The sequence below is a fragment of the Cupriavidus sp. FW305-F7 genome (assembly GCF_058782875.1).
Genome location: NZ_JBYSYC010000051.1, coordinates 22,264 through 42,626, shown reverse-complemented (window position 1 = coordinate 42,626; position 20,363 = coordinate 22,264). Strand labels below are relative to the sequence as shown.

18 protein-coding genes are annotated in these 20,363 nt (G+C 65.5%); 1 reads left to right on the top strand and 17 read right to left on the bottom strand.

The genetic code is table 11. The features are described 5' to 3' along the window. Nucleotides 1-100 precede the first annotated feature (100 nt). The 10 genes from AC3WL8_RS33355 to cmk all read right to left on the bottom strand — a co-directional run bounded on the left by AC3WL8_RS33355 (nt 101) and on the right by cmk (nt 10,496). Entirely contained in the window at nt 101-1,402 is a 1,302-nt protein-coding gene (locus AC3WL8_RS33355) for a solute carrier family 23 protein (protein WP_211980822.1), read from the bottom strand. 238 nt (nt 1,403-1,640) lie between these two features. After that, on the bottom strand, nt 1,641-2,027 hold the full coding sequence (locus AC3WL8_RS33350; protein ID WP_080569532.1) for a ComEA family DNA-binding protein: 387 nt from the start codon (nt 2,025-2,027) through the stop codon (nt 1,641-1,643). 155 nt (nt 2,028-2,182) lie between these two features. Next, complete coding sequence (gene rfaD, locus AC3WL8_RS33345; protein WP_153955029.1) at nt 2,183-3,178, bottom strand: ADP-glyceromanno-heptose 6-epimerase; 996 nt, start codon at nt 3,176-3,178, stop codon at nt 2,183-2,185. 28 nt (nt 3,179-3,206) lie between these two features. Next, complete coding sequence (rfaE1, locus tag AC3WL8_RS33340) at nt 3,207-4,154, bottom strand: D-glycero-beta-D-manno-heptose-7-phosphate kinase (protein ID WP_013955854.1); 948 nt, start codon at nt 4,152-4,154, stop codon at nt 3,207-3,209. A gap of 80 nt (nt 4,155-4,234) precedes the next feature. After that, a complete protein-coding gene (locus AC3WL8_RS33335; RefSeq protein ID WP_013955853.1) occupies nt 4,235-5,617 on the bottom strand; it encodes a UDP-glucose dehydrogenase family protein in 1,383 nt (460 codons plus the stop codon). A 38-nt stretch (nt 5,618-5,655) separates the two neighbouring features. Beyond that, nucleotides 5,656-6,885, bottom strand: coding sequence for a lipopolysaccharide assembly protein LapB (lapB, locus tag AC3WL8_RS33330; protein WP_013955852.1), 1,230 nt, complete (start codon nt 6,883-6,885; stop codon nt 5,656-5,658). Between the two features lie 3 nt (nt 6,886-6,888). Beyond that, nucleotides 6,889-7,230, bottom strand: coding sequence for a LapA family protein (locus tag AC3WL8_RS33325; RefSeq protein ID WP_153955027.1), 342 nt, complete (start codon nt 7,228-7,230; stop codon nt 6,889-6,891). 286 nt (nt 7,231-7,516) lie between these two features. Beyond that, nucleotides 7,517-7,936 carry an integration host factor subunit beta gene (locus tag AC3WL8_RS33320; RefSeq protein ID WP_041228311.1) on the bottom strand — a complete coding sequence of 140 codons (420 nt, stop codon included), beginning with the start codon at nt 7,934-7,936 and terminating at the stop codon, nt 7,517-7,519. 30 nt (nt 7,937-7,966) lie between these two features. Next, on the bottom strand, nt 7,967-9,661 hold the full coding sequence (gene rpsA / locus AC3WL8_RS33315) for a 30S ribosomal protein S1 (protein WP_010812954.1): 1,695 nt from the start codon (nt 9,659-9,661) through the stop codon (nt 7,967-7,969). Nucleotides 9,662-9,827: 166 nt separating this feature from the next. Then, complete coding sequence (cmk, locus tag AC3WL8_RS33310; RefSeq protein ID WP_013955848.1) at nt 9,828-10,496, bottom strand: (d)CMP kinase; 669 nt, start codon at nt 10,494-10,496, stop codon at nt 9,828-9,830. 125 nt (nt 10,497-10,621) lie between these two features. On the opposite strand from cmk, the gene AC3WL8_RS33305 reads away from it, so the two are divergent. Next, nucleotides 10,622-10,837 carry a DUF2061 domain-containing protein gene (locus AC3WL8_RS33305; protein WP_013955847.1) on the top strand — a complete coding sequence of 72 codons (216 nt, stop codon included), beginning with the start codon at nt 10,622-10,624 and terminating at the stop codon, nt 10,835-10,837. On the opposite strand, the gene aroA is transcribed toward AC3WL8_RS33305, so the two are convergent. The 7 genes from aroA to gyrA form a co-directional block, all read right to left on the bottom strand. Further along, nucleotides 10,834-12,138 carry a 3-phosphoshikimate 1-carboxyvinyltransferase gene (aroA, locus tag AC3WL8_RS33300; protein WP_211980821.1) on the bottom strand — a complete coding sequence of 435 codons (1,305 nt, stop codon included), beginning with the start codon at nt 12,136-12,138 and terminating at the stop codon, nt 10,834-10,836. The two genes, AC3WL8_RS33305 and aroA, sit on opposite strands and share 4 nt — an antisense overlap. A 41-nt stretch (nt 12,139-12,179) precedes the next feature. Continuing rightward, nucleotides 12,180-13,076: a prephenate dehydrogenase gene (locus AC3WL8_RS33295; protein ID WP_249678676.1), complete on the bottom strand. Its 897-nt coding sequence runs from the start codon at nt 13,074-13,076 to the stop codon at nt 12,180-12,182. A gap of 118 nt (nt 13,077-13,194) precedes the next feature. Beyond that, nucleotides 13,195-14,322 carry a histidinol-phosphate transaminase gene (hisC, locus tag AC3WL8_RS33290; protein WP_153955023.1) on the bottom strand — a complete coding sequence of 376 codons (1,128 nt, stop codon included), beginning with the start codon at nt 14,320-14,322 and terminating at the stop codon, nt 13,195-13,197. A 28-nt stretch (nt 14,323-14,350) separates the two neighbouring features. Further along, nucleotides 14,351-15,511, bottom strand: coding sequence for a prephenate dehydratase (gene pheA / locus AC3WL8_RS33285; RefSeq protein ID WP_010812960.1), 1,161 nt, complete (start codon nt 15,509-15,511; stop codon nt 14,351-14,353). Between the two features lie 108 nt (nt 15,512-15,619). Further along, nucleotides 15,620-16,777, bottom strand: coding sequence for a 3-phosphoserine/phosphohydroxythreonine transaminase (gene serC / locus AC3WL8_RS33280; RefSeq protein ID WP_013955843.1), 1,158 nt, complete (start codon nt 16,775-16,777; stop codon nt 15,620-15,622). A 160-nt stretch (nt 16,778-16,937) separates the two neighbouring features. Next, a complete protein-coding gene (locus AC3WL8_RS33275) occupies nt 16,938-17,501 on the bottom strand; it encodes a DUF2059 domain-containing protein (RefSeq protein ID WP_010812962.1) in 564 nt (187 codons plus the stop codon). A gap of 94 nt (nt 17,502-17,595) precedes the next feature. Continuing rightward, nucleotides 17,596-20,262, bottom strand: coding sequence for a DNA gyrase subunit A (gene gyrA / locus AC3WL8_RS33270; RefSeq protein ID WP_436221035.1), 2,667 nt, complete (start codon nt 20,260-20,262; stop codon nt 17,596-17,598). Nucleotides 20,263-20,363: the final 101 nt, after the last annotated feature.

Here is a 20,363-nt window from a genome sequence, read left to right as displayed (position 1 = left end):
GGATTCCAATTCGCCGGCCATTGTAATCCAGACACCTATCCCTCGCCGGCAGGCGGGATTTACGCTGCCTCCCGCCCGCCTGCGCCCATCCTGCCGTGGCTCAGCCTTCTTCGTGGTTGCCTTCGCCCAGCAGGTGGTACAGCAGGATGCAGCCGAAGGTGGCAGTACCGATGCCGCCCAGCGTCATGCCGCCCAGCTTCAACGTCAGGTCGCCGGCGGCCACCGTCAGCGTGGCGCCAACCGTGATCAGGTTGCGCGAGCTGGAGAAGTCCACCTTGTTCTGCACCCAGATCCGGCCCGCTGTCGCTGCGATCAGGCCGAACACGACGATGGTCAGCCCGCCGATCACCGGACCCGGGATGGTCAGGATCAGCGCACCGAACTTGGGCGAGAAGCCCAGCAGGATAGCCACCGCGGCCGCCACCACGAAGATCAGCGTCGAGTAGATCTTGGTGACCGCCATCACGCCCATGTTCTCGGCATAAGTGGTCACGCCGGTGCCGCCGCCGCTGGCCGACAGCATGGTCGCGATGCCGTCGCCGATAAAGGCACGGCCGATATACGGGTCCAGGTTGCGCCCGGTCATCACGCCGATGGCCTTGATATGGCCCAGGTTCTCCGCCACCAGCACAATCGCCACCGGCGCGATCAGCAGCATGGCGCTGAACTCGAAGGTCGGTGCGGTGAACGCCGGCAGCCCGAACCAGCTGGCCGCTGCCACGCTCGAGAAGTCGATCGGCTTGCCCAGCCCCATCACGTTGGTGCCCAGGTAGTAGGCGAGGTAGCCGGCCAGGCCGCCGATCAGCACCGGCAGACGCCCGATCATGCCGGGCGCGCGCACCGCCACCAGCCCCACGGCCACCACCGTCAGCAGGCCCACCCAGGTATCGAGGGCCGCGCCGCTGACCGCCTTGACCGCCACCGGGGCCAGGTTCAGCCCGATCGCCGCGACGATCGCCCCGGTCACCACCGGCGGCATCAGCTTTTCGACCCAGGCGTAGCCCACCGCCTGCACGATCAGGCCGATCACCGTGTACAACGCGCCGGCGGCGATGATGCCGCCCAGCGCCACCGGGATATTGAGGTTGGGGCCGCTGCCCGCGTAGCCGGTGGCAGCGATCACCACGGCGATGAAGGCGAAGCTGGAGCCAAGGTAGCTCGGCACCCGCCCGCGCACGCACAGGAAGAAGATCAGCGTGCCGATGCCGGAAAACAGGATGGCGATATTCGGGTTGAAACCCATCAGGATCGGTGCAATGGCGGTCGAGCCGAACATCGCCACCACGTGCTGGATGCCGGCCAGCAGCGTCTGTCCGGCGGGCAGCCGCTCATCCGGCCCGATCACGCCTTCGGTCTTGAGCCGCCATTGCGGCAGGAATCCCGCGTCCTCGCCATTCGCCATATTGTTCTGCTCCCTGTGGTCCGGGCTGGCCGCCTGGTCGGCAGCCGCCGCGTTTGATGCCTGGTTGTCTGGTAGATGCGTGCCTGTCGGCAGCCGCGCGCGGCAGATCCTGCCGGCGCGGCGTCCGCATGATACTCCGCCGCCACGGGGCGTGCGAAGCGGCAAGGGTCTAGCACAACCCATACCAGCAAGGAGAGCGTCCGGCCGCTGCGCGGCCGGACGCCGGACCGTGACCCTGTCAGCGCGCTGGCTTGGCGGCGCCAGCGGGCGCTGCCTTGGCTGTCTTGGCCGGGGTGGCGGCCGCAGGCGGCGCCGCTGCTGCGGTTCCCTTCGTGCCGATGGCAAGGCCAGCGTCCTGCAGCTTCGCCACGGACTTCGGCCCGATGCCACTGACGCGCTCGGCCAGGTCCGCGGCGTCCTTGTAGGGCCCACGCTTGTTGCGTTCGTCGATGATGTTGCGGGCGGTGGCTGGTCCCACGCCCTTGACCGAGGTCAGGGCCGCCTCGTCCGCCGTATTGACATCGATGGCGGCATGCGCGGCACCGCCCGCGAACAGGCAGATGGTTGCAGCGAGGGAAACCAGGGAAAAACGCCGGGCAAGTTGCCGGACCCAATGCTTGAAAATGAAGGCTCTCCTTTCCTGTGGATGGTCTGAGGTACCACCCCCCGCCGGGGCGGCGAGGTCAGGTCAGGATAGGGGCGGGCCGCAGCTGCGGCCCATGCAGCAACAAAAGTTGACACCGGCCGCACGAAAGCGTGTCAGCCGGTTGCGCGCCGGTATCAGCCGGCGCGTTCGATCAGCCAGCGGCAGTAGCGCGCCACGCCTTCCTCGACGGACAGGAAGGGCTCGCTGTAGCCGGCGCTGCGCAGCTTCGACACATCCGACTGCGTAAAGCACTGGTACTTGCCGCGCAGCGCATCGGGGAACTTGACGTACTCGAGCAGGCCTTCCTGCACCAGTTCTTCCAGCGACAGGCGCGGCTTGCCTTCGGCCTCGCGCAGGGTGTTGACCACGGTGGCGGCGATGTCGTTGAACGGCTGCGCGCGGCCGGTGCCGAGGTTGAAGATGCCGGACTTGTCCGGATGGTCAAAGAAGTGCAGGTTGACCTTGACCACGTCCTCGACCGAGACGAAGTCGCGGCTCTGCATGCCGGGGGCATAGCCGCCGTACTCGCCGAACAGCTTCACCGTGCCGTCGGCGCGGAACTGGTTGAAGTTGTGGAAGGCAACCGAGGCCATGCGGCCCTTGTGCGTTTCACGCGGGCCGTACACGTTGAAGTAGCGGAAGCCCACGATCTGCGACAGCGCCGACGGCAGCCGGCGCCGCACGATCTGGTCGAACAGGAACTTGGAGTAGCCGTACACGTTCAGCGGGCGCTCGAACTCGCGGTCTTCGCGGAACACCTGCGAGGCGCCGTAGGTGGCCGCCGACGACGCGTACAGGAACTGCGTGCCTTGTTCCAGGCAGCTCTCCATCAGCGACAGCGTGTAACGGTAGTTGTTCTCCATCATGTAGCGGCCGTCGGTCTCCATGGTGTCGGAGCACGCGCCTTCATGGAATACCGCCCGCACCTTGCCGAACTCGCCGCGGGCTAAGCGCGCGAGGAAGTCCTGCTTGTCAAGGTAGTCGGAGATCTCGCAGTCGACCAGGTTGTGGAACTTGTCGGCACGGGTCAGGTTATCGACGGCGATGACGTTGGTTTCGCCGCGGTCGTTCAGACCCTTGACGAGGTTGCTGCCGATAAAGCCAGCGGCGCCGGTGACGATGATGGTCATGGTCGGATCAGGATGGGGGCGCCACGCCTCACGGGGCGGCGCCGAACAATTCAGAATAGGAGACGACGGCGGTACCAAGCTTGCCCACCACGATGGCGCCGGCACGATTGGCAAGCTGCACGGCTTCCTTGAGCGGCACGCCGGCACCCAGCATGGTGGCGAGCGTGGCAATCACGGTATCGCCCGCACCCGATACATCATAGACCTCGCGCGCCTGGGCGGAGACGTGCAGCACTTCGGCCTCGGTGTAGAGCGTCATGCCCTCTTCCGAGCGCGTCAGCAGCAGTGCCTCCAACTGCAGCCCGCGGCGCAGGTTCTGCGCGCGGATGGTCAGGTCGGCCTCGGTCTTCCAGGCGCCGACCACGGCACGCATCTCGGCCCGGTTGGGGGTGATCAGGGTGGCGCCGCGGTAGCGCGAGTAGTCGTCTCCCTTGGGGTCGATCAGCACCTTGCGCCCGGCTGCGCGGCTGGCGTCGATCATGCGCGTGACGTGGGTCAGGCCGCCTTTGCCGTAATCGGAAAGCACCAGCACCTGGTAGTCGTTGATCAGGGCCAGGAAGCGGTCCTGTACCGCGGCCAGCACTTCATGCGCCGGCGCGCTCTCGAAATCCACGCGCAGCAACTGCTGCTGGTGCGCCACCACGCGCAGCTTGATGGTGGTGTTGAGCTTGGGATCGCGGTGCAGATAGGGCTGCACGTGGCTCTCGCCCAGCAACGTTTCGAGCGTTCGGGCCGGCTCGTCGTCGCCGACCACGCCCAGCATGCCCACGCGTGCGCCCAATGCCGCGGCATTGCGGGCCACGTTGGCGGCGCCGCCCAGGCGCTCGTCGCTGCGCTTGACCTGCACCACCGGCACCGGCGCTTCCGGCGAGATCCGTTCCACATCGCCGAACCAGTAGCGGTCCAGCATCATGTCGCCGACCACCAGGATATGGGACTGCCGGATCTGCTCCTGCGGAATGACGGTCTTGTTCATGAAGATCCTTGGCAATATCGCGACGGCCGCAGCCGTCGCGCTAGCTTATCGGTTGATGAGTCCGTTGACCCGCCGGCGCCTCATTCGTTCACGGCCGGCCGGGTCGGGCGTCCGATGGCGTGGTACTCCACGCCGTTCTCGACCATGGCCTCGGGCTCATACAGGTTGCGCCCGTCGAAGATCACCGGGGTCTTCAGGCGCCGCTTGATCTGGCCGAAGTCGGGGCTGCGGAACACCTTCCATTCGGTCACGATCACCAGCGCGTCGGCGCCGTCCAGCGCATCCATCTGGTTCTCATGGAAACTCACGCGCGCGGCGCCGCCCGGCAGGTCGGCCAGGTCGGCATCCAGCACGCGCCGGGCTTCGGCCATCGACACCGGGTCGTGCATGCGCAGCGACGCGCCGCGCGACACCAGTTCGCGCGCCAGCACCCGCGACGGCGCCTCGCGCATGTCGTCGGTGTTGGGCTTGAAGGCCAGGCCCCACACGGCAAAGGTGCGGCCGGTCAGGTCATCGCCGAAGCGGCGCACGACCTTGTCGCCCAGCACGCGCTTCTGCGCGCCGTTGACCGATTCCACCGCCTCCAGCACGCGCATTGGCTTGCCATGGTCGGCGGCAGTGCGCATTAGCGCCTGCACGTCCTTGGGAAAGCATGAACCGCCATAGCCAGCACCGGCATACAGGAAGCTGTAGCCGATGCGCGGGTCCGAACCGATGCCCATGCGCACCAGTTCGATATCGGCGCCAACCTCGTCGGCCAGGTTGGCCAGCTCGTTCATGAACGAGATGCGCGTGGCCAGCATCGAATTGGCCGCGTACTTGGTGAACTCGGCCGAGCGCACGTCCATGTAGAAGGTGCGCTCGTGGTGCCGGTTGAACGGCGCGTAAAGCTGGCGCATGGTGGCCTGCGCGTGGCGGCCGGCGACGTCGGCGTTGCAGCCCAGCACGATGCGGTCCGGGCGCATGAAGTCCTCGACCGCGGCGCCCTCTTTCAGGAACTCGGGGTTCGACACCACTGAGAACTGCAGGTCTTCCAGGCTGCGCGCGACCAGCTCCTCGCGGATCGCGGCGGCCACGCGGTCGCCGGTGCCGACCGGTACGGTGGACTTGTCGACCACGACCTTGAATCCGGTCATATGGCGGCCGATATTGCGCGCCGCCGCCAACACGTACTTCAGGTCGGCAGAGCCGTCTTCGTCCGGGGGCGTGCCCACGGCGATGAACTGCACGTCGGCGTGCTCGACACTGGCCGCCACGTCGGTGGAAAAGGTCAGCCGCCCGGCGGCACGGTTGCGCTGGATCAGCTCCAGCAGGCCCGGCTCGTAGATTGGCACGCCGCCTGCGTTAAGCAGCGCGATCTTCTGCTCGTCCAGGTCCAGGCAGAACACGTCATTGCCAAGTTCCGCCAGGCAGGCGCCGGTGACAAGGCCGACATAGCCGCTGCCGATGATGGTGACTTTCATAGCGTTAATTCAATTCTGTTGCACAGGACCGCCCGGGATCAGCCGAGCGTCTCGGAGCGCCGCGGGGCATAGGTTTCCCAACGGTTGCATCCCGGGCATTGCCAATAGAAAAGCCGGGCGCGGAAGCCGCACTCGCGGCAGGTGTAGCGCGCGAGGTTGCGCGTGCGCAGCTGCAGCAGGTCACGGATGGCCGTGGTTTCCTGCGCTTGCTCGTTGTTGCCGTCGGCGCCCTCTGCCGGGGCATCGGCACCCGCCGGCTGCGCGGACGGGGCGCCGGCCGCGACCACCGCCGCCTGCGCCTCGAAATACTTGGTCAGCGCCAGCAGCGTGGGCTGGCGGCGCAGCTGCTCGCGCATCAGGCGCGCGGCGGCTTCCGGGCCGTTCACGTCCAGTTCTGCCTGGTAGGCGGTATCGAGCACCTCAGGCGCCAGCTTGCCCTTGAGCAGGCCGCGCAGCCATTCCAGCGCGGCGCCCTCCTCCTGCAGGCTGGCGTAGGCCTTGACCACGCGGTCCGCCACCAGCGGCAGGAAAGATGCATCCTGCCGTTCGATGCCAAGCCAGTGGCCAAGCGCCGCGCGGGCGTCGCCCGCGGCCGCGGCCACGTCGCCCAGCAGGATCGGGGCGCGCACGTTGGCAGGATTCTCGGCAACGGCCTGGTTCAGCCACTTCACCGCATCTTCGGGGCGCTTGCGCTGCAGCGCGTCCTGCGCCAGCTCGCAGCAGAACTGGGCAATCTGCAGGCTGTAGCTCGTCTGCTCCAGCGTCTGCAGCTCGCGCGCGGCCTCGATCGCCTTCTGCCACTCCTTTTCCACTTCATAGAGCTCAAGCAGCACGCGCTTGGCCGACGCCGCGTACGGGCCCGACATCAGCCGGCGCAGCGATTCCTCGGCACGGTCCAGCAGGCCGGCGCGCAGGAAGTCCTCGCCCAGTTCAAACAAGGCATGCTCGCGCTCGGGCTCGGGCAGGTCGGGGCGGGTCGCCAGGTTCTGATGCACGCGGATGGCGCGCTCGGTTTCGCCGCGGCGGCGGAACAGCGCGCCCAGCGCAAAGTGCAGCTCGGTGGTTTCCGGGTCCAGCCGGGCCACCTCGATAAAGGCATCGATGGCCTGGTCGGGTTGCTCGTTGAGCAGGAAATTGAGGCCCTTGAAGTACGAGCGCGGCAAGGCGCCCTGTTCGCTGATGAGCTGGCGCACGTCGAAGCGCGCCGCCATCCAGCCAAGGCCAAAGACAAGTGGCAGCGCCAGCAGCCACCAGGTTTCAAACATCATGGATCAGACTTTCGGGCCGACTACGTTATAGGGAACAGGCTTGCCGTCACGCGGCGCGGATGCGGCCGCCGACGACGCTGCTGCGGCGGACGCCGGTGCCTGCGCCTCCGCGGCCACGCGGCGCAGTTTCGCCACCTCCATGCGCTGGCGCATCAGCCCGGGCGCGACCGATGCCAGTGCCGCCACCGCGCCCAGCACGAAGGCGGCGAACAGGATCAGGATCAGCGGCGCATGCCAGACGGCATTGAAGAACAGCTGCAGCGAGGCTTCGGCGGTATTGCGCAGCGCCAGCACGAACAGCAGCACGAATACGACGATACGGACGATCCAGGCGAACAGTTTCATGCAGGTAGGCAGCGAGTCAGCGTGACATTGGGACGGGGCAAGCGACAGGCGAGGCGTACTGGCGCAAGGCCCGGCAAGGACCCCGGCATTGTAACGGAATCACTTCCCGGATTCGGTAACGTGGCGGTAACGGGGTGCGAACCCGCTGCGGCGATCGACCCCTGGCATCGACTTGCGCACGATGCAGCACCTGGCATGGCGTCATCTCAGAAGCATCAAACGAAAAAAAGCGCCCCAACGGGGCGCTTTCTTACCAACAACACAGCAGCAGGCAAAGCCCGGGCAATCAGGAGCGGACAAAATTCAGCCCGCTCTCATGCAATCCCGCCGGTGTGACGGGAGCGGCACCCTGGCCAGCCTTGCCCGGCGCGGCTTGCACCGCGCCGCCGGAATGGCCGTTGCCATTGACGCCCGCAGGCACCGGCTGGCTACGGTCAACCCGTTCGCGCAATTCCTTGCCCGCCTTAAAGTGCGGCACCCGTTTCTCGGGCACCAGCACACGCTCGCCGGACTTGGGATTGCGCCCCACGCGAGGCGGACGCTTGTTCAGACCAAAACTGCCGAATCCGCGGATCTCGATGCGATGGCCGTCGGCCAGCGCCTCGGACATCGCGTCGAGTATCGTTTTGACCGAGATGTCCGCGTCCCGCAGCAACAGCTGGGGGAAGCGGGCAGCCAGTTTTTCGACGAGCTCCGACTTGGTCATGGGCATACGCGCAAGCGCGGGGGCCTGCGATTACTGGTTGTCCTGGCCGAGCTTGGCCTTCAGCAGGGCGCCGAGGTTGGTCGTGCCAGCCGTGCCGGTGTCAGCCTGGAACTTTTGCATCGCTTCTTGCTGCTCTGCGCTGTCCTTGGCCTTGATCGACAGGTTGATATTGCGCGACTTGCGGTCGACGTTCACCACCAGGGCGGTGATCTGCTCGCCTTCCTTCAGCACGTTGCGGGCGTCTTCCACGCGGTCAGCGGAGATTTCCGATGCACGCAGGTAGCCTTCCACATCGTCAGCCAGCTGGACCACGGCGCCCTTGGCGTCAACGGCCTTGATGGTGCCCTGAACCAGCGAACCCTTGTCGTTGGCCGAGATGAAGTTGTTGAACGGATCGCCCGACAGCTGCTTGATGCCCAGCGAGATGCGTTCCTTGTCGACGTCGATGCCCAGGACCACGGCTTCGACTTCGTCGCCCTTCTTGTACTTGCGCACGGCTTCTTCGCCAGTCTCTTGCCACGACAGGTCGGACAGGTGCACCAAGCCGTCGATGCCGCCCGGCAGGCCGATGAACACGCCGAAGTCGGTGATCGACTTGATCTGGCCGGCCAGCTTGTCGCCCTTCTTGTGGTTACGCGAGAAATCGTCCCACGGATTGGCCTTGCACTGCTTCATGCCCAGGCTGATACGACGCTTGTCTTCGTCGATATCCAGCACCATGACTTCGACTTCGTCGCCCAGCTGGACAACCTTGGACGGCGCAACGTTCTTGTTGGTCCAGTCCATTTCCGACACGTGCACCAGGCCTTCGATGCCGGCTTCGATCTCGACGAACGCGCCGTAGTCGGTCAGGTTGGTCACCTTGCCGAACAGGCGGGTGCCTTGCGGGTAGCGGCGCGAGATGCCGACCCACGGATCTTCGCCCAGCTGCTTCACGCCCAGCGAGACGCGGTTCTTTTCCTGGTCGAACTTGAGGATCTTGGCGGTGATTTCCTGGCCAACCGACAGCACTTCGCTCGGGTGGCGGACACGGCGCCAGGCCAGGTCGGTGATGTGCAGCAGGCCGTCAATGCCACCCAGGTCCACGAACGCGCCGTAGTCGGTGATGTTCTTGACGATACCGTTGACGATGGCGCCTTCCTTCAGGGTTTCCATCAGCTTCTGGCGCTCTTCGCCCAGGGTCGCTTCGACCACGGCGCGGCGCGACAGCACCACGTTGTTGCGTTTGCGATCCAGCTTGATGACCTTGAATTCCAGGGTCTTGCCTTCGTACGGGGTGGTGTCCTTGATCGGGCGCACGTCAACCAGCGAACCCGGCAGGAACGCACGGATGCCGTTGACCATCACCGTCAGGCCGCCCTTGACCTTGCCGGTCACGGTACCCGAGATGATTTCGCCGTCTTCCAGCGCCTTCTCGAGGTTCAGCCACGATGCCAGGCGCTTGGCCTTGTCGCGGGAGAGGATGGTGTCGCCATAGCCGTTCTCGAGCGCATCGATGGCCACGGAGACGTAGTCGCCGGCCTGCACTTCGAGTTCGCCCTGGTCGTTCAGGAACTCCTCCACCGGCACGAATGCCTCGGACTTGAGGCCGGCATTGACGACCACGAAATTGTGGTCGATGCGCACGACTTCAGCGGAGATCACTTCGCCAGCCTTCATATTGGAGCGGGCGACGGATTCCTCGAACAGTGCGGCAAAGGATTCGTTAGTTTGCAGGTCGGACATAAACGTAAGGTGAAATCCGCAATACGCTGGCCGGCGCGACTATCGCGCTCAGTCTGCCAGGGCAGCGGGGTCAGGTTTGACACAAGCCAGCCACAAGTCTTGCCCGGGCTGGCGCCATCTGGTGCCGTCGGGGTACGCCGCTTCTACTGATGCGCCCGCATGCATCTCATGCACCGGGCCGCACAGCGGCAAACCACTCCAGCACCTGCGCCACTGCCTGGTCCACCGTCATATCGGAGGTATCCAGCAGCTTTGCATCCTCGGCGGGACGAAGCGGCGCGGCGGTGCGGGTGCGATCCCGTACATCGCGCGCTTCAAGGTCACGCAAAAGGTCTTCAATATTAGCAGAAATTCCCTTATCAATCAATTGTTTATAGCGCCTGCGAGCGCGCGCCTCAACACTTGCGGTCAGGAACACCTTGAGCGGCGCATCCGGGAAGATCACGGTGCCCATGTCGCGGCCGTCGGCCACCAGCCCCGGCAGCTTGCGGAAGCTGCGCTGCAGCTGGGTCAGCGCGTCGCGCACCGGCTGGTGCACGGCAATGGCCGAGGCCCGGTTGCCGATCGCCTCGGCGCGGATTGCCAGGCTGACTTCCTCGCCTTGCAGCCAGACGCGGTCAGGGCCGAACTTCACATCGAGGCGGGAAGCGATCTTTGCAAGGGCGTCCACGTCCGCCAGGTCAATCCCGGCGCGGTCGCTGGCCAGCGCCACGAGCCGGTACAGGGCACCGCTGTCGAGCAGGTGAAAGCCCACGGCATCCGCAACCTTGTGCGCGACAGTGCCCTTGCCCGAGGCAGTCGGCCCGTCAATGGCGATGACGTTGACGATAGTCATTATTTATAAAACCAAGAGAAACGATTGATTGTGAATTCAATTGAGAATCATTATCATTTGATTCATGGCACTTCGCCGCAGCCGCGGCACGGTGCCCTTTCCGTCCAGTCGCGAGGCAATCTACCATGGCAAAAACCCTGACGTTCGGCATCATGCACCTTGGCATCGCGTTCAGCGTGACGTATGCGCTGACCGGCAGCCTCGCCATCAGCGGCGCCATCACCTTCATCGAACCGGCCGTCAATACCGTGGCCCACTACTTCTTCGACCGCTACTGGGAGAAGCGCGAGCGCCGCCAGGCCGGGGCTGCCCGCGACCACGCCAACCTGGCCAGCGCTTAGCCGGTCACGCCCGCAAACACGCTGAAGTAATCCGGGAACGTCTTCGCCACACAGCCCGGATCATTGATCCGCACCGGCAGCGGCCCGAAGGCCGCCAGCGAGAAGCACATCGCCATGCGATGGTCATCATAGGTGCCAATGCCTTCGGCCGGAGTCTGCCAGGGCTGCGGCGGCGTCACACGCAGGTAGTCCGCCCCTTCTTCCACGACTGCGCCGAGCTTGCGCAGTTCCGTCGCCATCGCCGCGATACGGTCCGTCTCCTTGACGCGCCAGCTGGCGATATTGGTCAGCGTGGTCGTGCCTTCGGCAAACAGCGCCGCCACCGCCAGCGTCATCGCCGCATCGGGGATATGGTTGCAGTCCAGTTCGATGCCGTGCAGGCACCCGTCGTCGCGTTCCGTGCCGCGCACTTCGATCCAGTTGTCGCCGGCCATCACATTGGCGCCCATGCGGTTGAGCGCCTCGGCGAAGCGCACATCGCCCTGGATGCTGGCCATGCCCACGCCTTCCACCCGGACCGGGCCGCCGCCGATTGCGCCGGCCGCCAGGAAATAGGAAGCGGACGACGCATCGCCCTCGACGAAGATCTCGCCCGGCGAGCGGTAAGCCGCGCCTGCCGGCAGCACGAAGCGTTCCCAGCCCTGGCGCTCGACCTGGATGCCGAAGCGCGCCAGCAGATTCAGCGTGATCTCTATATACGGCTTGGAGATCAGCTCGCCCACCACCTCGATCTCGATGCGGCCGCTGTCGGATTGCGCCATCGGCAGGCTCATCAGCAGCGCGGTCAGGAACTGGCTCGACACATCGCCGCGCACGCGGATCGGCGCATCGATGCGAATGCCGGCCGGCTGGATATGCAGCGGCGGAAAGCCTTCATTGCCCAGGTAGTCGATCACGGCGCCCACTTGGCGCAGGCCGTCGACCAGGTCGCCGATCGGCCGCTCGTGCATGCGCGGCACGCCCGACAGCTTGTAGCTTCCGCCCTGCAGCGCGAGCGCGGCAGTCAGCGGGCGGATCGCGGTGCCAGCATTGCCCATGAAGAGCTCGGCCGACTTGTTCGGGAAATTGCCGCCGGCGCCGGTGACGATGTAGTCGTCGCCTTCCTGCCGCCACGCCACGCCGAGTGTGCGCAACGCTTGCAGCATCACACGGGTGTCGTCGGAATCGAGCAGGTCGCGCACGCGGGTTTCGCCCGTGGCCAGTGCGGCCAGCAGCAGCACGCGGTTGGAGATGCTCTTCGAGCCCGGCAGCCGGACGGTGCCGTTGGCGCGGGTCAGGGGGCCTAGCGTCAGGTGTTCCATGGTTCTCGTGGGCGCCGGGGCGCCGCGGTCAGGCGATTGGTTCAGGGTTCGGTATGGTTGCCCGCGGCACGCTCTGCGCCCCAGGCCAGCCGGGTCTTGCTGGCGCGCGCGAAGATGCGTTCGAGCGCGTCGCCGTCGCCCTTCTCGATCTGCGCCTTCAGGTGCGCCAGCACCGACTGGTAGGTATTCAGCTCACGCAGCAGCGCGTCGCGGTTGGCCACGCAGATATCGCGCCACATCTCCGGCGACGAGGCCGCGATGCGCGTGAAATCGCGGAAGCCGCCGCCGGCGAAGCCCAGCTTCAGCGCCGCATCTTCCGCATTGGCGACCTGCGCCACCAGCGCGTACGACAGCACGTGCGGCAGGTGGCTGACCGCGGCGAACACCGCGTCGTGCTGCACCGCCGACATCACGTGGCATTCTGCGCCGGCGCTTTCCCACATGGCGCGCACCGCGGCGACATCTGCGCGCGAATTTTCCTGCAGCGGGCACAGCACGGCCTTCTTGCCAACGTACAGGTCCGGCAGCGCCGCCTCCACGCCGTTGAGCTCGCGTCCGGCGATCGGGTGTGCCGGCACGAACTGCGCGACCTTGTCGCCCAGCGCCGTCTTGGCCGCCATGATCACGTCCGACTTGGTGCTGCCGGCATCGGTGACGATGGTGCCTGGCTGCAGATGCGGCTCCAGCGCGTGCAGCAGCGCAAAGTTCTGCGCCACCGGCGCGCACAGCACGATCACGCTGGCGCCGCGCGCGGCATCCGCCAGCGTCGCGGCCTCGTCGATCACCCCAAGATCCAGCGCCTTCTGCAGCGAGGCCGGCGAGCGCCCCACCCCGACCACCGTGCCCACCACGCCGGCGCGCTTGAGCGCCAACGCGAGCGAGCCGCCGATCAGGCCGACACCGACAATGACAACACGGGAAAAATGCAATGCACTCACAATCTCAGGCCGCTAGGGGCAGTGGCTCGGACCAGGCCGAGGTAAATCGATGATTGGCAAAGCGGCAGGCAAGCAGCCCGCCGCTACACGCTGCAAAACGCCGCGATTGTAGCCGCGCTCACGCCAGCGCCCGCTCCAGCGCCGCGATGAAGGCCGCGTTCTCCTCGGCCAGGCCAATGGTCACGCGCAGCCAGCGCGGCAGGTTGTAGTTGCCCACCGGCCGCACGATCACACCCTGCTTCAGCAACGCCAGGTTGACGCGCGCGCCGGCGCCGTCGTCATCGCCCACGCGCACCATCACGAAGTTGCCGGACGACGGCACATATTCCAGCCCGAGCCGGTTGAAGGCATCAGTCAGCTGGCGCTTGCCGGCACGGTTCAGCTCGGCGCTGCGGCGCAGGAAGTCGGCATCGCCCAGCGCGGCGATGGCCGCGGCCTGCGCCACGCTGTTGACGTTGAACGGCTGGCGGATGCGGTTCAGCAGGTCCGACAGCTCCGGCTGCGCCACCGCGTAGCCGATGCGCAGGCCCGCCAGGCCATAGGCCTTGGAGAACGTGCGCGACACCATGAGGTTCGGGTAGCGGCGCACCCAGGCAAGCGAATCGTATTGCTGGTCCGCATCCAGGTATTCGTTGTACGCCTCGTCCAGCACCACCACCACGCTGGCCGGCACCCGCTGCAGGAAGGCTTCGATCTGCGCGGCCGGCACGAACGTGCCGGTCGGGTTGTTCGGGTTGGCGATAAAGACCAGGCGCGTATCCGGCGCGATCGCCGCGGCCATCGCCTCGAGGTCATGGCCGTAGTCGCGCGCGGGCACTTCGATGGCGCGTGCGCCGATCTCCTGCGTGGCCAGCGCGTAGACCGCGAACGAGTACTCGGCATAGACGATCGACTGGCCCGGCTCCACCAGCGCATGCGCGGCCAGCTCCAGGATGTCGTTGCTGCCGTTGCCCAGCGTCAGCCAGTCGGCGGGCACGCCGAGGCGCGCCGACAGCGCGCCCTTCAGCGCAAAGCCGTTGGAATCCGGGTAGCGGCCGAGTTCAGCCACCGCATCGGCCACCGCGCGTCGGGCCGACTCGGGCATGCCGAGCGGATTCTCATTGGAGGCGAGCTTGACGATGCCGGCCTCGTCCAGGCCGAACTCGCGCGCGACTTCCGAAATCGGCTTCCCGGCCACGTAAGGCGAAATCGCCCGCACATAGCCGGGTCCGAACACCGTGCCGCCTTGCTTACCCTGCTCTGCCATCTCGTCTCCTTGTTCTTGCCTGGCTGCCTTACTTGCTCGACGGATACGAGCCCAGCACCTTCAGGTAGGCCGCATTGCGGCGCAGCTCTTCGATGGCGCGCGCCACTGCCGGCTCATGCTGGTGCCCTTCCACGTCGACGTAGAAGTAGTACTCCCACGCGCCGCTGCGCGCCGGGCGCGACTCGAAGCGGCACATCGACACGCCGTTCTCCGCCAGCGGCGCCAGCAACTGGTACACCGCGCCAGCCTTGTTGGGCACCGACAGGATCATCGAGGTCTGGTCGCTGCCCGACGGCTCGGTCTCATAGCGGCCGATCACGGCAAAGCGCGTGCGGTTGTGCGGATCGTCCTGGATATGCGTGCGCACGATATGCAGGTGATAGCGGTTGGCGGCGGACTCGCCGGCAATCGCAGCCACGGTCGGGTCTTCGCTGGCCATGCGCGCGGCCTCGGCATTGCTCGATACCGCCTGACGCTCCAGGTGCGGGTAGTTGGCGGTCAGCCAGTGCTGGCACTGCGCCAGTGCCTGCGCATGCGCGCGCACCACTGTTACGCCCTGCATGTCGGGCGTGGATGCCATCAGGTTGTGATGCACCTTGAGCGCAATCTCGCCGCTGATCTTCAGCGAAGTCTGCAGGAACAGGTCGAGCGTGCGCGACACCGCGCCCTCGGTGGAATTCTCGACCGGCACCACGCCGTACTCGACCGTGCCGGCCTCGACGGCACGGAACACCTCGTCGATGCTCGGGCAAGGCACGCCCGACACCTCATGGCCGAAGTGCGCATACAGCGCCTGCTCGGAGAACGTGCCGGCCGGGCCGAGGAAAGCCACTTCCAGCGGCTTTTCCAGCCCGCGGCAGGCGGACATCACCTCGCGCCAGATCGCCGCCACGCTTTCTCCCAGCAGCGGGCCGGGGTTGGCGCCCTGCACCTTGCGGATCACCTGCAGCTCACGCTCCGGGCGGAACACCGGCGCGCCGTACTTCTTCTTTACCTCGCCGACCTCGAGCGCCAGTTTGGCGCGGCGGTTCAGCATCGCCAGCAGTTCGCGGTCAACGGTGTCGATCTGCTCGCGCAGCGGGCTCAGCTCGACCGACAGCTTGCGCTCGGCTTCGCTCAGGTGGCTGTCGTTCTGCTGCTCATTCGGCGGCGTCTCCTCGCGCGCGGGGGTGCGGTCTTGGCTTGTCATTTTGTATGAATCCGGTGGGCCGCCGGGGCGCGGCGGCCGGAGAAAAACTGACCGCTGCCTGCCGGCGCACTGTGCCTGACGTGCGCGGGCAGCCAGCAGGAATGCGCGTCAGGCGGACGTACGCTCGAACTCGCGCATGAAATCGACCAGCGCCATCACGCCTTCCAGCGACATCGCGTTATAGATGCTGGCGCGCATGCCGCCCACAGTCTTGTGTCCCTTGAGCTGCACCAGGCCGTTGGCCCGCGCCTGCTGCAGGAAGGCCTCATTGCGCGATTCGTCGCCCAGGAAGAACGGCACGTTCATGCGCGAGCGGCAGCTCGGATGGATCTCGTTGCGATAGAAATCGCTCTGGTCCAGGTAGTTGTACAGCGCCGACGCCTTGGCGATATTGCGCTGCTCGATCGCGGGCACGCCGCCCTGGCGCTTGAGCCATTTGAAGACCAGGCCGGCGATATAGATCGCATAGGTCGGCGGCGTGTTGTACATCGAGTTGTGCTCGGCCACCAGGCGCCAGTTGAATGCCGACGGGCACAGCGGGTGGGCATGGCCGATCAGGTCATCGCGCACGATCACGATGGTGACGCCGGCCGGGCCGATATTCTTCTGCGCGCCGCCGTAGACCACCTGCACGCGCGACCAGTCGATCGGGCGCGACAGGATATGGCTGGAAGCGTCCGCCACCACGATGCGGTCGCCCTTGACCTGGCCGATATCGGGAATGTTCTGGAACTCCACGCCGACGATGGTCTCGTTGGTGCACAGGTGCACGTAGCCGGCATCGTCCGACAGCTTCCAGTCCGCGACGTCGGGGATGCGGTGGAATTTCTGCGCCTCGCTGGTGGCCGCGATATTGACCGCGCCATAGCGGCGGGCTTCCTGCTCGGTCTTGACCGACCAGGTGCCGGTGACGACGAAGTCAGCCTTGGGCGCGTCGGCGCTGCGCAGGCGCATCAGGTTCAGCGGCACGATGCCGTTCTCGCCAATGGCGCCGCCCTGCAGGAACAGCACATGGAAGTTGGAGGGAATATGCAGCAGTTCGCGCAGGTCCGCGATCGCTTCGGCCTGAATGCCCTCGAACTCGCGGCTGCGGTGGCTCATCTCCATCACCGAGACCCCGGTCCCGCGCCAGGACAGCATCTCCTCCGCAGCCTGTTGCAGCACTTCGGCAGGCAGCACAGCCGGGCCGGGCGAGAAGTTGTAGACGCGTTCGGCCAATGCACGCTGCATCATGCCGGCAAGAGCGGGATTCTGGGGATCGTTCATGAGACGGAGAATGGAAAAATGGCTGCCGGTGTTACCCAAGCAGCCATTATCCCTCAAAACCCGCGCCCCGTTGGGCACCCGGGGCCCGGCCCCGGTGCCGCACCGGCCTGCAAGGCTGCAGGTGGGCGGCGGTCTGAGTCAGTCGCGGATCACGCCAGCATCACTTCGAAGCGGCGGTGATTTCCTTCTCGGCGGCGTCGCGCATCGACTTGCCGACCTGCGGGCCGTACTTCTGCATCATCGAGCCCCAGATCTCCTGGGTCGCTTTGCCCTGGTTGGCCATGAACTTCTGGCCGGTCGGCGACTTCAGGAAGGTGGTCAGGTCCTTGAGTTCCGCCGTCGAGTAGTACTTACCAAAGGCATCGTAGTGCGCCTGGATCGCGTCCTTGCGGAAGCCATCGGTGCTGAACGCCGAACCGGCGCCGTCAACCATGCGCTGGACCGCGCCGTTCTTCTTCAGCTTTTCGACAGCGGCCTGCTTCTGCTTGTCGTTCAGGGTCTTGTTCTCGACCAGCACTTGTTCCAGCACCAGCGGAGCTTCCTGCTTGGCGCCTTGCTGCCAGTTTTCGGCCTGGCCCTTGACGGCCTGGTCCGCCTGCATGACGGAAAGCAGTTCCTTGATGGCTGCTGTCTTTTCCGCATCCTGCGCGTGTGCATGCTGCGCCATCATGAAGGTCGGAACGAAAGCAGCCAGAACAGCGATACGTCGATAGGTTTTGAGCATTGTGACTCCCTGGTAAATACGTCCGTTTTAGTCCGGACAGCCGCGAGGCGAGTTCCGGCTGGCGTCCTATTGTTGCAACAATTTACGATTTATCTTACGGATTAGCGTCCGCGTCGGCCCCGGCAGCACCTTCTGCGCCGTCGGCGTCTTCAGCCTCTTCGCCACCTGCGCCGTTGTCGGCATCGCTTTCGACGATGCGCTGCAGCCCGGACAACTTGGTGCCTTCGTCAACGTTGATCAGCGTGACACCCTGCGTGGCGCGGCCCATTTCGCGGATTTCGGCCACGCGGGTACGGATCAGCACGCCACCGGTGGTGATCAGCATGATCTCGTCCTCGGGCGAAACCAGTGCTGCCGCCACCACACGGCCATTGCGCTCGCTCGTCTGGATCGCAATCATGCCCTTGGTGCCGCGGCCGTGTCGAGTGTACTCAGCAATGGGGGTACGCTTGCCATAGCCGTTCTCGGTCGCGGTCAGCACGCTGCCGCGCACGCCCGCCTCAGCCTCTTCGGCGGTCTCGGCCGGCGCCACCAGCATGGCGATCACGGTCTGGCCGTCTTCAAGGTTCATGCCGCGCACGCCGCGCGCCTGGCGGCCCATCGGACGCACGTCGTTCTCGTCGAAGCGCACCGCCTTGCCGGCGTCGGAGAACAGCATCACATCGTGCTGGCCATCGGTCACGGCCGCGCCGATCAGGTAGTCGCCCTCGTCCAGGTCGACCGCGATGATGCCGGCCTTGCGCGGATTGGAGAACTCGGTCAGCGCGGTCTTCTTGACCGTGCCGCGGGCTGTGGCCATGAAGATGAAGTGCTCGGCGTCAAACTGCTTGACCGGCAGGATCACATTGATCTTCTCGCCTTCGGACAGCGGGAACATGTTGACGATCGGGCGCCCGCGCGAGTTGCGCGAACCCTGCGGCACCTCGTACACCTTCAGCCAGTAGAGCCGGCCGCGGTTGGAGAAGCACAGGATGTAGTCGTGGGTATTGGCCACGAACAGCGTGTCGATCCAGTCGTCTTCCTTGGTCGCTGCCGCCTGCTTGCCGCGCCCGCCACGCTTTTGCGCGCGGTACTCGGAGATCGGCTGGCTCTTCATATAGCCGCTGTGCGACAGCGTGACCACCATATCCTGCGGGGTGATCAGGTCTTCGGTATCCAGCTCGGTCGCGTTCAGCTCGATCTGCGAACGGCGTTCATCGCCAAATTCGGCGCGGATCGCGGTGAGTTCGTCGACGATGATGGTAGTAATACGCTCCGGCCGCGCCAGGATATCCAGCAGGTCGGCAATTACCGCCATGATGTCGCGATATTCCTGGACGATCTTGTCCTGTTCCAGCCCGGTGAGGCGTTGCAGGCGCATTTGCAGGATTTCCTGCGCCTGGCCATCGGACAGCCGGTACAGGCCATCCGCCTGCATGCCGAACACGGGCGGCAGCCCGTCCGGACGATAGGAGGCGCGCCCGCCCGGCGTCTCGCCTTCGGCGCGTGCAAGCATGTCGCGGACCAGGGCCGAATCCCATGCCTTCGCCATCAGTTCCTGCTTGGCGATCGGCGGAGTCGGTGCGGCTTTGATGATGGCGATGAATTCGTCGATGTTCGCCAGCGCCACGGCCAGGCCTTCCAGCACATGGCCGCGCTCGCGCGCCTTGCGCAGCTCGAACACCGTGCGGCGGGTGACGACTTCGCGCCGGTGCGCCAGGAAGTACTCCAGCATCTGGCGCAGGTTCAGCAGGCGCGGCTGACGATCGACCAGCGCCACCATGTTCATGCCGAAGGTGTCCTGCAGCTGGGTGTTCTTATACAGGTTGTTGAGGACAACCTCAGGCACCTCGTTGCGCTTGAGTTCGATCACCACGCGCATGCCGGACTTGTCCGACTCGTCGCGGATGTCGGAGATGCCCTCGACCTTCTTTTCAGTGACCAGTTCGGCAATGCGCTCAAGCAGGGTGCGCTTGTTGACCTGGTAGGGCAGCTCGTCGACGATGATGGCCTGGCGCTGGCCGCGGTCGATGTCCTCGAAGTGCGTCTTGGCCCGCATCACCACGCGGCCGCGGCCGGTGCGGTAGCCTTCGCGAACGCCCTGGATACCATAGATAATCCCGGCGGTCGGAAAATCCGGCGCGGGAATCAATTCAATCAGTTCATCCACCGTGGCCTGCGGGTTGCGCAACAGGTGCAGGCAGCCGTCAACGATTTCATTCAGGTTATGCGGCGGGATATTGGTGGCCATGCCCACCGCAATACCGGACGAACCGTTGATTAGCAGATTGGGAATACGCGCCGGCAGAATTGAAGGCTCTTTTTCAGAGCCGTCGTAGTTGCTGTCGAAATCGACGGTTTCCTTGTCGATGTCGAACAGCATCTCGTGGGCGATTTTCGCCAGGCGGATTTCGGTATAACGCATGGCCGCGGCGTTATCGCCGTCGACCGAACCGAAATTGCCCTGGCCGTCGACCAGCATGTAGCGCAGCGAGAAATTCTGCGCCATGCGGACGATGGTGTCGTAGACTGCGGTATCGCCGTGCGGGTGATACTTACCGATCACATCGCCGACGATACGGGCCGACTTCTTGTAGGCCCGGTTCCAGTCGTTGTTGAGCTCGTGCATCGCAAACAGCACGCGCCGGTGCACCGGTTTCAGGCCGTCCCGCACATCAGGAAGCGCCCGACCCACGATCACGCTCATGGCGTAATCAAGATAGGAGCGGCGCATTTCCTCTTCGAGGGAGACCGGAAGGGTTTCTTTTGCGAATGGATCCATTGCGGCGTGGTTTATGCGGCAGGTTTAAGCGAATGACAGGCCCTTTAGCGCGCGGCACAGTGGGCGCCTGACGGCTGGGCAACGTGCCATTCTAACATGCC

Coding starts and splice junctions, on each gene's coding strand:
- cmk (WP_013955848.1), bottom strand. CDS start 10,496: ATGACTATCGTCAACGTCATCGCCATTGACGGGCCGACTGCCTCGGGC.
- aroA (WP_211980821.1), bottom strand. CDS start 12,138: ATGGAACACCTGACGCTAGGCCCCCTGACCCGCGCCAACGGCACCGTC.
- hisC (WP_153955023.1), bottom strand. CDS start 14,322: ATGGCAGAGCAGGGTAAGCAAGGCGGCACGGTGTTCGGACCCGGCTAT.
- rfaE1 (WP_013955854.1), bottom strand. CDS start 4,154: ATGAACAAGACCGTCATTCCGCAGGAGCAGATCCGGCAGTCCCATATC.
- rpsA (WP_010812954.1), bottom strand. CDS start 9,661: ATGTCCGACCTGCAAACTAACGAATCCTTTGCCGCACTGTTCGAGGAA.
- gyrA (WP_436221035.1), bottom strand. CDS start 20,262: ATGGATCCATTCGCAAAAGAAACCCTTCCGGTCTCCCTCGAAGAGGAA.
- AC3WL8_RS33275 (WP_010812962.1), bottom strand. CDS start 17,501: ATGCTCAAAACCTATCGACGTATCGCTGTTCTGGCTGCTTTCGTTCCG.
- rfaD (WP_153955029.1), bottom strand. CDS start 3,178: ATGACCATCATCGTCACCGGCGCCGCTGGCTTTATCGGCAGCAACCTC.
- pheA (WP_010812960.1), bottom strand. CDS start 15,511: ATGACAAGCCAAGACCGCACCCCCGCGCGCGAGGAGACGCCGCCGAAT.
- AC3WL8_RS33335 (WP_013955853.1), bottom strand. CDS start 5,617: ATGAAAGTCACCATCATCGGCAGCGGCTATGTCGGCCTTGTCACCGGC.
- AC3WL8_RS33320 (WP_041228311.1), bottom strand. CDS start 7,936: ATGACCAAGTCGGAGCTCGTCGAAAAACTGGCTGCCCGCTTCCCCCAG.
- AC3WL8_RS33305 (WP_013955847.1), top strand. CDS start 10,622: ATGGCAAAAACCCTGACGTTCGGCATCATGCACCTTGGCATCGCGTTC.
- lapB (WP_013955852.1), bottom strand. CDS start 6,885: ATGATGTTTGAAACCTGGTGGCTGCTGGCGCTGCCACTTGTCTTTGGC.
- AC3WL8_RS33325 (WP_153955027.1), bottom strand. CDS start 7,230: ATGAAACTGTTCGCCTGGATCGTCCGTATCGTCGTATTCGTGCTGCTG.
- AC3WL8_RS33355 (WP_211980822.1), bottom strand. CDS start 1,402: ATGGCGAATGGCGAGGACGCGGGATTCCTGCCGCAATGGCGGCTCAAG.
- serC (WP_013955843.1), bottom strand. CDS start 16,777: ATGAACGATCCCCAGAATCCCGCTCTTGCCGGCATGATGCAGCGTGCA.